At 32.3% G+C, this 14,108-nt stretch carries 13 protein-coding genes; 3 read left to right on the forward strand and 10 right to left on the reverse strand.

Going from position 1 to position 14,108, the window contains the following annotated elements; all coding sequences use genetic code 11:
- Nucleotides 1–11 precede the first annotated feature (11 nt).
- From G314FT_RS00105 to G314FT_RS00120, 4 genes are all read right to left on the reverse strand, one after another.
- Nucleotides 12–638, reverse strand: a complete 627-nt coding sequence (locus G314FT_RS00105; protein WP_257701482.1) for a glycoside hydrolase family 73 protein — start codon at nt 636–638, stop codon at nt 12–14.
- A 7-nt stretch (nt 639–645) separates the two neighbouring features.
- Nucleotides 646–1,389, reverse strand: a complete 744-nt coding sequence (locus G314FT_RS00110; protein ID WP_257701484.1) for a M15 family metallopeptidase — start codon at nt 1,387–1,389, stop codon at nt 646–648.
- Nucleotides 1,390–1,394: 5 nt separating this feature from the next.
- Nucleotides 1,395–1,955, reverse strand: coding sequence for a hypothetical protein (locus G314FT_RS00115; protein ID WP_117972560.1), 561 nt, complete (start codon nt 1,953–1,955; stop codon nt 1,395–1,397).
- A gap of 122 nt (nt 1,956–2,077) precedes the next feature.
- Nucleotides 2,078–3,040: an aromatic acid exporter family protein gene (locus G314FT_RS00120; protein ID WP_257701488.1), complete on the reverse strand. Its 963-nt coding sequence runs from the start codon at nt 3,038–3,040 to the stop codon at nt 2,078–2,080.
- 121 nt (nt 3,041–3,161) lie between these two features.
- Here G314FT_RS00120 and G314FT_RS00125 point away from each other — a divergent pair, with 121 nt between their 5' ends.
- The gene (locus tag G314FT_RS00125; RefSeq protein ID WP_257701490.1) at nt 3,162–3,794 is read left to right on the forward strand and encodes a hypothetical protein; all 633 of its coding nucleotides are present in this window, start codon (nt 3,162–3,164) and stop codon (nt 3,792–3,794) included.
- A 15-nt stretch (nt 3,795–3,809) separates the two neighbouring features.
- Nucleotides 3,810–4,415, forward strand: coding sequence for an FUSC family protein (locus G314FT_RS00130; protein WP_257701492.1), 606 nt, complete (start codon nt 3,810–3,812; stop codon nt 4,413–4,415).
- 193 nt (nt 4,416–4,608) lie between these two features.
- Here the strand turns inward: G314FT_RS00130 and licT are convergent, their stop codons facing one another.
- The 3 genes from licT to G314FT_RS00145 form a co-directional block, all read right to left on the reverse strand.
- Entirely contained in the window at nt 4,609–5,451 is an 843-nt protein-coding gene (gene licT / locus G314FT_RS00135) for a BglG family transcription antiterminator LicT (protein WP_341481161.1), read from the reverse strand.
- A 114-nt stretch (nt 5,452–5,565) separates the two neighbouring features.
- Nucleotides 5,566–7,440, reverse strand: coding sequence for a beta-glucoside-specific PTS transporter subunit IIABC (locus G314FT_RS00140; protein ID WP_257701494.1), 1,875 nt, complete (start codon nt 7,438–7,440; stop codon nt 5,566–5,568).
- 256 nt (nt 7,441–7,696) lie between these two features.
- The gene (locus G314FT_RS00145; protein ID WP_257701496.1) at nt 7,697–9,127 is read right to left on the reverse strand and encodes a 6-phospho-beta-glucosidase; all 1,431 of its coding nucleotides are present in this window, start codon (nt 9,125–9,127) and stop codon (nt 7,697–7,699) included.
- 101 nt (nt 9,128–9,228) lie between these two features.
- On the opposite strand from G314FT_RS00145, the gene G314FT_RS00150 reads away from it, so the two are divergent.
- The gene (locus tag G314FT_RS00150; protein WP_257701498.1) at nt 9,229–10,203 is read left to right on the forward strand and encodes a LacI family DNA-binding transcriptional regulator; all 975 of its coding nucleotides are present in this window, start codon (nt 9,229–9,231) and stop codon (nt 10,201–10,203) included.
- A 12-nt stretch (nt 10,204–10,215) separates the two neighbouring features.
- Here the strand turns inward: G314FT_RS00150 and G314FT_RS00155 are convergent, their stop codons facing one another.
- From G314FT_RS00155 to ileS, 3 genes are all read right to left on the reverse strand, one after another.
- The gene (locus G314FT_RS00155; protein WP_257701500.1) at nt 10,216–10,734 is read right to left on the reverse strand and encodes a hypothetical protein; all 519 of its coding nucleotides are present in this window, start codon (nt 10,732–10,734) and stop codon (nt 10,216–10,218) included.
- 13 nt (nt 10,735–10,747) lie between these two features.
- Nucleotides 10,748–11,131 carry a DUF4430 domain-containing protein gene (locus G314FT_RS00160; protein ID WP_257701502.1) on the reverse strand — a complete coding sequence of 128 codons (384 nt, stop codon included), beginning with the start codon at nt 11,129–11,131 and terminating at the stop codon, nt 10,748–10,750.
- Between the two features lie 88 nt (nt 11,132–11,219).
- Nucleotides 11,220–14,006 (reverse strand): isoleucine--tRNA ligase, encoded by a 2,787-nt coding sequence (ileS, locus tag G314FT_RS00165; protein WP_257701504.1) that lies wholly within the window; start codon nt 14,004–14,006, stop codon nt 11,220–11,222.
- Between the last annotated feature and the right edge of the window lie 102 nt (nt 14,007–14,108).

The following is a 14,108-nucleotide window of genomic DNA, read 5'->3' on the forward strand; positions in this document are numbered from 1 at the left end:
AGTTCAATTTATCAATCATATTGATTTAAATGATGTTCTTTAATGAGAGATATTAACTTATCAGCATACCCTGGATCTGTAGCGTATCCAGCAACTTGTAAAGCTCTAGCTGCAGTCTGATAATCATCTGCTAATAACACCCCTTGATATAAATAAGGGTCCCAATCAACGCCTTGCACAAACAACAACGTATGATCTCTAATACAATCTGACCAACTAGCATATACTTTAAAGTTTGCTTTAATAGTTTCCCATTTGCCATCTTTATACTCTTTTGTTTCAAGTTTTACCGAATGATCATTGGCACTAAAAGATTTAATACCAAATAAATTATTATATTTGGCACTTAATTCACTTGTTCCCCAATCTGATTCTAAAATAGCTTGAGCTAAAACAATGCTCGGCATAATACCATGACTAGCTTGCATCTCTTTAGCAACCGGAACAATTTCTTCAATAAAAGCTTGTTTATCTGTAGAATTTGACACATCTGATTGCGTCATTGGAATGGTATCACTTAATCCTCTTAGACTTAATAAAAAAACAATTAACCCAACCATTAAAAGTAACGAACCTAATACTAAGGGTAACGTTACTTTACGTTGATTACCATATCTTCTTGTATATTTTTTCGCCATAAATTACCTACTTTTTAATCATTTCAACATATTCTTCTAGCGACAAGTTGTGTTTTTTCATATATAAGGCATTAGCTTTACCGACATAACGAATATGCCATGGCTCATAATTAATACCTGTTATTGACTCTTTGCCTTTTTCATAGCGAACAATAAACCCATATTGACAAGCATTTTCTTCAATCCACTTTCCAGCATCTGTATCACCAAATTCCCCTTCTAGCATGTTACCTTTGTTGTACCAATCTTGATCCAAAATATCAATAGCTAAACCAGTATGATGTTCACTTAGTCCTGGTTCTGTTAAATATTCCATTGCTTTTTTCTTTGCTTCTTCATCAGAAAGGCCTTGTGCTTTATAGCTTGCAATATCTCGCTCTACAATCGCCGTTTGTTCTGCTACAGATCGATAGCCTGAGATGGTCACTATTTTAAATCCTTTTTTATCAGCTGCATTCACCATTGCATTAAATGCATCAAAGATACGACTATCAATTTTTTCACCATTAGGTAATTCTTTTAAATTAGTTGGTTCTTTTTCAATCTTATTATCTTTATTAACTAAAATAAGATCCCAATCTGTTGCATTTCCGGGATATGCCTCATCTGATTTTACTGTAGATTGAACTGGTTCTTTCACCTGATTTGTTTGAGTTGTTTTTTCTACTGCTTCTTGGTTATCCCCAACTTTAAACCATACTCCCAGTGCAATAAAACAACTGATAATACCGATGAATATCTTTTTAGCCATGAATACTAGTCATTTCCCTTATGTTGAGTATTTTCTTCTGCATAAGTGTCTGTCAAATTTTCATCTAGCCATTCGATTAAATCAACTTTTGATTCTTCTATTTGCTGTTGTACAATTCCTGGCATAAAGAATTCTAATATGTCATCATATCCCCATTCACCATAGTTCATCACAACACGTAGAACAACTACATGTTTTTGTGGGACGTTTAACAATTCTCTATCACTAAAACGCTGTTGGGTAATTAATTCAACTTTTGCTACACCAGATTTAATCCATGTATTAGCAATCACTGTTTTTAAACGTTTATATTCGACACTTGCATAATTTCTTTTTTCTGGAAACATAATTGTCTGACTGACAATCTTTTGGATCAACATCCATTCATAGTCAGAAAATAAATTTTTAATCTTTTGCATCTTATCATTTGGTAACTGTACTAAACCTTTTTTCCAATCTGACCATATTTCTATAGGTAATTCTAAAATATTTTTACAAAATGTGTCTTCACTAATAAATTGATCTCTTATACGATCTAACATAATATTAACCATTGCTTGATGCATACACGTCATCCTCTTTCTTATCTATTAAATCAACTAAATAATATAATATCTCTTTTCATTCTACTATATTTAATAAAACTTTTGAATCAAATACATCGTTTAACTAGACAAGTTTAGAAAAACTACAACATTTTTTCATTCATTTGACTAAAGTTTACTTTAATATCAATAAATGTTTGAATTTGTAATAATAATTGATATAATTTCGCACGGTTTTCAAATTCTGTTCGTGATGTTGGTAATGATTTTGTTTCATACATTTGGAATACTTCTAATACATCTTCTTTTAAAGATAGCGCATTATTGTCTTCAGCATAAGTTTCTGCGATATTTAATAGTAACGTTTCTACACTTTCTGCGACATCTTTATCGACATCAATTTGTTTAATTAACTCATTCATATCTTCTAATGTTTCAAATTGACGTAATCTCATATCAAAATAACTTAAGTAATACTCATCTTGTGATAGTAACTGATTTTCCATATGACGTTTTGATAATTGCTTTCCCTGTTTAATCGATTTAGATAATCCTTCAAGTAAAGCATTACATTCATTTTCTACATCTTTTCTATAAAGCATCTCTGAAAACTGCATCAATAATTTTTGGATTGTTTTATCAACTACCTGTTTATTTTCTTCGATATCTTCTTTTACACTAGGCATATGTAAATTAGCAATAAGTGCTAAGGTCACCCCAATGAACAACAAACCAAATGCATTAAAAACTAACCACGGGGCCATAGATTTTTCATTTAAAAAATGAGTCATCAGAACTGAATTGATTGGGACAATTTCAGGCATTTTCCATTTACCAGCAATTGGAATATAAAATAATAATAGCAAACAATAGGCTAATGGATTATATCCTATTACGTGATACCAGAAATAAGCCATAATTGTTGCTAGCATAAATGCTAACAGCCTACCAATTCCTATCTTAACAGATGAACGTTTCGTATTTGTCACACTTAAAATAGCCACAACCCCTGCTGTTGAGGCGTATTTAAACCCCAAATAGCTTGCTAACCAAATCCCGATAGATGCTGTTAAAGCTGTTTTTATGGTACGTAATCCAATTTTCATATTATTCCTCTTTTCACACTTTATCCTTACTCTATTTAAAGTCAAAATTTGTTTCCCGTCAAATACTAGAAAAATACTCCTCTTTCGTTTATTATAGGGATATATTGAGGAGGGTTACTCTATGACACGTATTAAACCATTTTTAGTCACATTTTTGTTTTTGTTTACTTTAAGTGCGTGCGGTATTACACAAGAATTGGATCAATCAGTCACAGTCACAAAAAACATCAATCAACAACTAAAAGAAGAAAAAGCAACTATTTCCTCTTTAAATACACTTATTGAAAATTTTTCAACAACCTATGATAAAGATATTCATGAAAAAAAAATAACCAATATTTTAGGTAATGAAACAAGCAGTCTAAATAAAAGTTATGAAGAACGCGAAAAACTATTATCTACTTTAAAAAAAGATAATAAACTAATTAAGTCCTATAATAAAGAACTAAAAAGTATTATTTCTAAAAAGGCAGTTGATGTAGACAACACTAAATTAGTGTCAATTCAAGGTAGTTTAGAGATTATCATCAATAACATTGAATCCCTTCAACTTTATATTGAAACTAGTTTATCACAAGAAAAAGAATTATATGATGACGTAGCAAACGAGACAGCAGATGCTTTATTCTCTGCTATTGATAGAGCAAATGGTGCAACTTTAATCGTCACAAATGAAACGTTGCAAAATATTTCGTATACCACTAAATTAATAAATGACTACCAACGTTCCGTTCCGGTAAATCATAATAAATAGGAGAATGCTCATCAGATGGTTATTGGAAAATATCGAATTGGCTTACGAACACTTAAAACCTCAATTGCTGTTATGTGCTGCATTATTTTTTTTCACTTAACACATCGTGGTTCCCCAATGGTAGCCACACTAGCTGCTGTTTTTGCTTTACGTGAGGATATGTCAACTACCATGAGTTTTGGAAAATCAAGAATACTTGGTAACACCATTGGCGGAATTGCTGGAATTTTATACTATATTTGTTTACTAAAACTCCCTAACCAATCCATTGGGGAAATCTTCCTTGTGCCATTTTTTGTTTTAGTCACCATCACTGTCTCGACTCGTTTAAAAAATCAAAAAGGAATTATCGGTGGTGTCGCGACATTATTGTTCTTATGCTTCTCTATTCCAAAAACTAGTTCTTTCACGTATGCTATCGACCGTGTCATTGATACGTTTATTGGAACGCTATTTGCTATCTTATGGAACTATCTAATTAAATCACCATTAGAAGATAAAGAAGAAACCTTAGAAGAAAAGAAAGAAACCTTAGAAGAAAAGAAACAGGAGATTAAAACTTTAGAACAAGAAATTCAAACACTAGAAAAAAACATTCCACCAGATACCCCATTGGATTAACGAATAGAAAGTAAAAAAGTAGTCTCTTAATTATGAGACTACTTAGACTGTAGACAAAGTATTGATAAATTTCGATACTTCGTCTTTTTTTTTGGTAAAATAGAGAAACGGAGTGACTATTAATGTTGAAAAAGCAAGACACAAGTAATTAGTTTGTCTTCACTCTGAAAGAAGAAGTACTTGTACTCCTTCTTTATCCTTTATTATCCATTACCCTATTGATATGAATCGTTAAATAGATTATTTCTGATTGATTGATGGGAACATCATACTTAGTTAAAAGATAGTCTCTCGCTCTTAAACTACATTGAAAGGCTTTTGGATATTTTGATTGAACTAATTCATACAAAAAATCATCTGTTTCCTCACTTAATTCATTATTCATGATTCGTTGAACAAAAAATTGAATATGGGTCACCATTCTTTGATAGTTTGTTGAATGTTCATCAAACTCGTATCCAAAATATCGTCTAACAATATTTAATATATTTTTTACAATCTCTGTGTTTTTCATCGTTGTTGCCATATCTTGATAATCTGTCACACTATTTGCTAAATGTAGTGCAATCACACCTACCTCTTCTTCCGTCAAGTTTACACCTAACTTATCCTCTATCATTTCAATTGCTTTTAAAGATACTTTAAATTCTTTTGGATAAAATTTTTTTATATCAAATAATAAAGGATTAGGTAAGGAACTATTCTCTTTAGCTCGTTCAATCGCATAATACAAATGATCCGTTAAACTTAAATAAGACTTCTCTGAATAATTGTATCCTATTTCTTTTTCTGCTAGCAACATGATTTCTTTTGATATTTCAATGATTTCTGTTGGTATTTTTTCGACTAATTTCTCCATCTCTTGTCTCTCATTCTCAGAATGATTGACAAACATTTTTTCAACAGATGTGACAGTAATCATATCACCAGCTTTTTTATTGAAAGCTATCCCTTTTCCCATCATTATTACTTCTTGAAAATCCTTATTTTCAGATATAACCACATTATTATTCAACACTTTTTTTATAATCATCATTAGTGCCCTCTTCTATAAAGCTTTGATTAAATAAATAATCCTTTATTATATTATACATTTAATAAACAAATTTTAACAGATTTATTTTATTTATAGATCTTTAAAAAAACAATGTTATTTTACTACAACTAATAACTCTTCACCCGCTACTATATCTGATTGATCTAATGTTAAAACATCTAAGCACTGATCTGAATTTGTGATAACAATCGGGGTTACAACAGGTTTTCCTGACTCTTTAATATAATCGATATTAAAATAACCTAGGAGGTCACCTTGTTTTACTTTGTCACCCTGTTTTACTTTTACATCAAAACCTTTACCTTCAAGCTCAACTGTATCCATCCCAATATGAATTAAAATTTCTGTTCCTTTAATTGTTGTCATTCCAATGGCATGTCCTGTTGGAAAAACAGTCGTAATCTCTCCTGTTGCTGGTGCATATAATTCACCAATTGTTGGATTAACTGCGATACCTTTTCCTAATGCCCCTGAAGAAAATACTTCATCTTTAACTTCAGATAATGATACAATTTCACCAGATACTGGAGAGACTAATTCTTCTCTTGTTCCAACTTTATGATTATTTCCTGTTTTTTCTGTATTTTGACTATCAGATGTTTGTTCTTCTTTATCAAATCCTAAAATTAATGTTAATACAAAAGCCACTACAATAGATACAATACTACCAATAATTCCTGCCATAACATTAGATTCGACACCATCAATGGTACTAACTAAACCAGGTATAGATAAAATACTAATTAAACCACTAGCAAATAATTTAACGCCAGCTCCACCAATAATAGCTCCACCAACTGCACCACCAACACAAGCTGCAATAAATGGTTTTTTAAGCGGTAAAGTAACACCATAAACAGTTGGTTCAGTAATACCAAATACGGCCGTCAAAGTTCCTGAAACTGCCAATGCTTTTCTTTTTTCACTTTTTGTTTTTAATGCTACTGCTAAAGACGCACCGGCTTGAGCTAATACAGCGCCTAATAACATTGGTGATAAAGTATCAAAACCATACTGCGTTAAATTATTTAACATAATAGGAATTAAGCCCCAATGCATTCCAAACATAACAAATACTTGCCACAAACCACCCATTACAGCTCCGGCTAAAATAGGACTAAAATTAAATACTGCTGTATAAATTGTTCCTAATCCTGCTCCAATAATTGTTCCTAAAGGCCCTATCGCAACAAAAGTTAAAGGAACCATAATCATAATAGTCAGCATCGGTACTAAAATAATTTTTAAAAATTCAGGAATAATTTTTTTCATAAATTTCTCAACATATTTTTGTAACCAAACAAATAAAATAATTGGAATCACTGTTTGCATGTATCCTGTTGGACTAATAATAACTGGAATTCCTAAAAATGAAAGCGGCGCTTGCTCTCCTGCCATTTGTGTAATGGATGGATACAATAATGCTCCAGCAATGGATAACGCAATAAATGGATCTGTTTTAAATTTTTTAGCTGCAGTAAAGGCCACTGCAAATGGTAAAAACTGCATTAACCCATCTGATGCTGCATAAAGTATTTGATATGTTCCAGAGGTATCTGTTAACACTCCTGTAATTAATAAAATAGATAATAGCCCTTTTAATACCCCTGTTCCTGCTAAAGCTCCTAAAAATGGTGTAAAGACACCAGAAATAATATCAACAAATTTGTTAAATAGATTATTATCTTTTTTCTCTTCATCTGTTGACTCACCTAAACCAGATACTTCTAATAATTCATTGTAAACATCAGACACTCGACTTCCGATAACAACTTGATATTGTCCACCACTTTCCACAACCTGTATGACATCAGGATTATTTTTTATCTCTTCCGTTTTGGCAATCGATTCATCCTTTAACTTAAAACGTAAACGAGTCGCACAATGGACCACGCTGTTAACATTTTCTTTTCCTCCAACTAATTCTAAAACTTGTATTGCTAACTCTCTATTTGAAAGTTTTGCCATGATAATTCCTCCTTACATTTTTGAATGCAAAAAAGACCTAAACTGATTGAAAAAAGAGTACAACGAAGATTATTTCAGAATACAATCTGAAATATCCTATTCATACACTATTTCATTCAATTTAGGTCTTGCCTGCCTAGCAGTTACAATCCTTTATGTAAAGATAATAACATGTTCGCGCTTTCTTGTAAACAATAACCGTACTTTTTTTATAAAAAATATTCCAGAAAAATTCTGCAATCTTTCACTAGTCTCATTAATTACTCAAATCTTCTCCATTTGTTTCAATCACTTTTTTATACCAATTAAATGATTTTTTCTTACTGCGTTTTAGAGTCCCGTTTCCTTCATTATCACGATCAACATAAATAAATCCGTAACGTTTTTTCATCTCACCTGTCCCTGCACTAACTAAATCAATACATCCCCAAGTTGTATAGCCTAATAAATCAACACCATCAATTTCTACGGCATCTTTCATCGCTTTAATATGTTCTGCTAAATATTCTATGCGATAATCGTCTACCACATAACCATTCTCATCAGGTGTATCAATCGCACCTAAGCCATTTTCAACAATAAATAATGGCTTTTGGTAGCGATCGTATAAATCATTTAGTGTAATACGCAATCCAAGTGGATCAATTTGCCACCCCCATTCACTCGCTTCTAAGTATGGATTTTTTAATGATTCAAAAATATTGCCACTTGTTTGCTCATTAATAGATGGATCAGTTGATTGTACTCGTGATGAATAGTAAGAAAATGAAACAAAATCTACAGTATGTTCTTTTAAGAGTTCTAAATCACCCTCTTCTATAGGTAACTTAATTCCTTTTCGTTCCATCTCTTTTAATGCATAGGCTGGGTATTCCCCACGAGATTGAACGTCAATGAAGAAATAATTTTCTCTGTCAGCTTTTCTTGCCGCCCAAACATCTTCTGGCTTACTTGTATAAGCATAATTAGCTCCTGCTGCTAACATACATCCTACTTGATTTTCAGGGTCTACTTCATGTGCAATTTTTGTTGCGATTGCACTAGCTAATAACTCGTGATGTGCTGCTTGATATTTAATTTGCTCCTTGTCTTCACCTTCTTCAAAGTAAAGGCCTGCTCCCATAAACGGTGCATGCAAAATCATATTAATTTCATTAAAGGTTAGCCAATATTTAACTAGCCCTTTATAACGATTAAAAATCACATGGCAAAGATTTTCATAAAATCCAACTAATTCACGACTTCTCCATGCACCATATTTTTCTACTAAATGCATTGGGCAATCAAAATGAGTAATCGTCACCAGTGGTTCAATACCATATTTTTTACATTCTTTAAATAAATCTTCATAATATTTTAAACCTGCTTCATTTGGTTCTGCCTCATCACCTTTTGGAAAAATACGAGACCATGCGATGGATAAGCGATATGTTTTAAATCCCATCTCTGCAAATAAAGCAATATCTTCTTTATAACGATGATACATATCAATGGCTTCTTTTGCTGGATAAAAATGGTTGTCATCAAAATCAAACATCTTCATTTCACCAGTAATCACAGCACCACGATCTGGTCCAACTGGAGCTAAATCAACGTTAGCTAATCCTCGTCCATCTAAATTATAAGCGCCTTCACATTGGTTAGCAGCCGTTGCGCCACCCCATAAAAAATCTTTTCTAAATCCCATTGTATTGCCTCCTTATATTTTTCATACTTAAAGTCTACATTATGGGAACATTCCCATGTCAAGTTTTTTTTGGTATAATTTTTATAAATGGAGGTCTATTTATGACAACAATTATTGATGTAGCAAAAAAAGCTGGTGTATCAAAATCAACTGTTTCTCGCGTTGTTTCAAAAAATGGATACGTTAGTGATGCAACTAGACAAAAAATTGAACAAGCAATGGATGACCTAGGATATATTCCAAATATGTTAGCAAGAAATTTACAATCTGGTTTAACAAAAACGATTGCATTCATCTCTCACGATTTTAATCAATATACCAGTATCTTTTTAAATACTTTCACAAAAACGGCGTTAAAATATGATTTCTATGTCAACTTATATGTTACAGCTGGTGATAAAGAAAAAGAACTGGATGCGTTAAATTTAATGAAATATAAGCAAGTGGACGCTGTCTTTATATTCACTAGAAGCAACTCTTGGGATGATATTAAACCTTATAGAAAATACGGTCCTATTTCTACTTGGCACAGAATTGACTCTCCCGATATTTATTCATCTTATGTCAATCAGTACGATAGCTATCTAATGTCTCTTGAATTTTTACTTAGCAGAGGTTATAAAAATATTGGGCACATTTTAGGTTATAAAAATAATAAAAATACCCTTGCTCGAATCAATGCTCTTAATTACTTTTATGAGCGACACCCAGAGTTAGAAAAAAAAGAGGAATGGATTTTTTTAAACGCTAAACCTTATCAAATTGGACGAAACATTGCAAAAAAATGGCATGAAACATCAAATAGACCTGACTGCCTTGTGTTTTATACCGACTTCATTGCGGCTGAATGTATCTCTGAATTGCAACTTTTAGGTTATTCAATACCTAAAGATATTGGTATTATGGGATTTGATAATAACGCTATCAGCGAAATTATTCACTTAACTACCGTTGACTGTCATTTAGAAACCCAAGCAACCAATTGTTTTAACTATCTTTATAGTGAATTAAAAAACTCAACTTTTTCACCTATTCCCATTATACAAGAATTAGTTATTCGATCATCGACCAAATAAAAAAGAGATAGCTCAGCTACCTCTTTTTTTCATTTCTTTATTAATTATATAAATAAAAGGATTCTTTAATATGATATAAAAAAATACTGTTCCGAAAGCATGCATGATATCAAAACTCATGCCAGTCACATAGTATGCCCAAAAGTTTGTTACTCCAAATACAGGTGCTAACATCACTGAAATTAGAAAGCCATACCCTAAACCGGATATCATGCACAAAATAAGTTGTAATACCTTGTTATTTTTTACATTAGTCAATTTATCTAAACTAACTACTAATAAAATGACACACCAAAAAGATAAAATTTGAGCAATTGTCCAAATTCCCATACCTAAATAAAAATTTGTAATTAAAATAGAAAGAGAACTAATTACAATTGCTTCAAGTCTTCCCATATAAAGTGTCACTAAAATAAGTGTTGCTGTAATAGGTTGAACATTTGGTATAAAAACCATTAATAATCTACCGACTACACAAAAAGCTGTCAATAAAGCCATCATGGTTAAATCATTTGTTCGAATGTGTTTCACTAAAATGACCTACCTAATCCAATTTAGATAAATCAAACTCAATATTATCACCATCAGATACGTTTGTTTCTTGAACCCCTTTTTCAGCTTGTTTACCATTAATTGTATATAACCAATACTTATTTTCTTTTTCATCTTGTTTATAACCGTCAATGGATGTGATAAACCCTTTTGTATCTTCAATATCATAGTTATCTTTCATTACATCATATAAAACAGCCTCATCTTTCACACTAACTCCTTTTGAATCAATCTCTTTATGGTCTTCCTTTAGTGTGATATTAACAGTTGCACTTGATTGCGTTGACTCTGCTGTTTGGTTCTTTTTACCACTTACACAACCTGTTAGTGTCACTAAGATCGTTGCACCTAACACCAAGCGATTTAATTTTTTCATCATATTTCTCCTTTATCTAAATTCCCTAACTTTTTCATAAAGAAACCTCAAACTATCTACTGATAATTTGAGGCTCATTTATTTAGTTTTACTCTAAGCCTTCTGCTACAGCTTCAGGATAATTCGCTTCAACAATTTCAGCACAGCGATTACATAATGTAGGTAATTCTTTATGACTACCTACATCTTCTTTGATTGCACGACAACGTTGACACGTTTTACCTTGAGCAGGTTCCACTAAAATAGAGACATCATTAAATTTCATAGCTTTTTCTGGTACTTTAGTTGTTGATTTTTCAACAACTAAATCTGAAACAATCAATACTTGCGCCAAATTAGTATTTAATGCATCTAACAACATAGCTGTTGGCTCATTTGGATAGATAGTCACTTTTGCTTCAAATGATTTACCAATTAATTTATTATTTCTAGCTTCTTCTAAAGCTTTTAAGACATGTGTTCTCACTTCCATGAATCCATCCCATATTTCCATGATTGAATCTTGATCTGGATAAGTATCATATCCTGGAAGTTCAGATAACTGTACAAATTCTTCTTCCTCTTGTAAATGAGACCAAATTTCTTCTGAGGTAAATGGTAAAATTGGTGTCATTAATTTAGTTAGCGCAACTAAAATATCATAAAAGACAGTTTGCATAGCACGACGCTCATGATTATCTCCTGCTTCAATATACACAACATCTTTAGCAAAATCTAAATAGAAAGCTGACAAGTCATTTGTACAGAAATTAACTAAACTTTTATACACTGTAGAAAATGAATAGTTCTCATACCCTTTATCACGAATTGTTTTAATTGTGTCATTCAAACGAATCATCATATATTTATCAACTGAACGTAATTTATCATATTCAACACGGTCTTTTTTCGCATCAAAGTCTGATGTATTAGCTAGTAAGAAACGCATTGTATTACGAATTTTACGATATACTTCAGCAATTTGATTCAATGTGTTCATATCCACTTTCACATCTGATTCATAATCTACACTTGATACCCAAAGTCTTAAAATATCTGCACCCATTTGGTTTGTCACTTTATTAGGCTCAATTGTATTTCCTAAAGATTTACTTTGTTTACGTCCTTGTGGGTCTAATGTAAATCCTTGAGACAATACCGCTTTGTATGGAGCTACACCATTGATGGCTACACTTGTTGTGATACTAGAGTTAAACCAACCACGATATTGGTCAGAACCTTCTAAGTATAAATCTGCTGGGAATGATAAGTCACTTCTGCCACGTAATACAGCTTCATGAGATGACCCAGAATCAAACCATACATCCATGATGTCAGTTTCTTTTGTAAATTTACCATTTGGACTACCTGGATGAGTAAATCCTTCTGGTAATAATTCTTTTGCTTCTTTTTCAAACCAGATTTTTGACCCATGTTCTGCAAATAAATTCGCCACATGTTCTGTTGTTTCTGGTGTAATGATGGCTTCACCGTTTTCTGCATAAAAGACTGGTAATGGTACGCCCCATGCACGTTGTCTAGAAATAACCCAATCCCCACGGTCACGAACCATATTATAAAGACGAGTTCTACCCCAAGGAATAATCCAATCTACTTTTTCAATTTCAGATAGAATATCGCCTCTAAATTTATCAATTGATGCAAACCATTGTGGCGTTGCACGATAAATAACAGGTTTTTTTGTACGCCAATCATGTGGGTAACTATGAGTAAAGAAATCTAATTTTAATAAATGACCACTTTTTTCTAACATTTCAGTAATCATAGGATTAGCTTTATCATAGAAGATACCTTCAAATCCAGGTGCTTCATCTGTATAACATCCTCGAGAATCTACAGGTGAAATAACATCGATACCATATTTGCGAGATACAATGTAGTCATCTTCCCCATGTCCAGGAGCCGTATGAACCAAACCAGTCCCTGCATCAAGAGTTACATGATCACCTAAAATCAAACGTGATTCTCTATCGTAAAATGGGTGCTGAGCTGTTAGATTTTCTAATTCTGTCCCTTTAATCTCTTTAATAACCGAAACAGTTTCCCAACCGATTTCTTTTGTGACAGTTTCTAACAATTCTTTTGCTACGACAAATTTTTTACCATCTGCTTCTACCACAACATAAACATATTCAGGATTTACACTGATTGCTAAGTTTGAAGGTAGTGTCCATGGTGTTGTTGTCCAAATAACAAAACTTGTATCATTATCTAAAACATCTCCACCGTCTTTTACATCAAATGCAACATAGATTGAAGCAGATTTGATATCCTTATATTCAATTTCTGCTTCTGCTAACGAAGATTCACTAGATGGAGACCAGTAAATTGGTTTTAATCCTTTATAAATATATCCTTTTTCAGCCATTTTTCCAAATACTCGAATTTGAGCTGCTTCATAATCTGGTGTTAGAGTAATATATGGGTTATCCCAATCTCCTGATACACCTAAGCGTTTAAAATCATTACGTTGTTTATCAACTTGGCTAAGTGCATATTCTTTACACATTTCTAAGTATTCTGCTCTAGGTATTTCTTTGCGTTTAACACCTTTTTTTGTTAATACTTGTTCAATTGGTAACCCATGAGTATCCCAACCTGGAACAAATGGTGCACGAAAACCTGACATTGATTTAAATCGAACAATAATATCTTTACTTACTTTGTTTAGTGCGTGTCCTAAATGGATGTTTCCATTAGCATATGGAGGACCATCATGTAAAATAAAGGTTGGTTTTCCTTCATTTAATTTTTGTCTTTGACCATAAAGATCGTTTTCTTCCCATTCTTTTTGCCATTCAACTTCTCTTACCGGTAAGTTTCCACGCATTGGAAAGCTTGTTTTTCCTAAATGAAGCGTTTCTTTCATTTTCATCTTATCTATCATCCTCACTTATTTTATTTTTATATACAAAAAAAGCTTCCTCCCTTAAAAAGGGACGAAGCTATCGTGTTACCACCCAAAATTCAGTATAGT

This window comes from Vagococcus luciliae (assembly GCF_024637875.1).
Taxonomy (GTDB): Bacteria; Bacillota; Bacilli; order Lactobacillales; family Vagococcaceae; genus Vagococcus; species Vagococcus luciliae.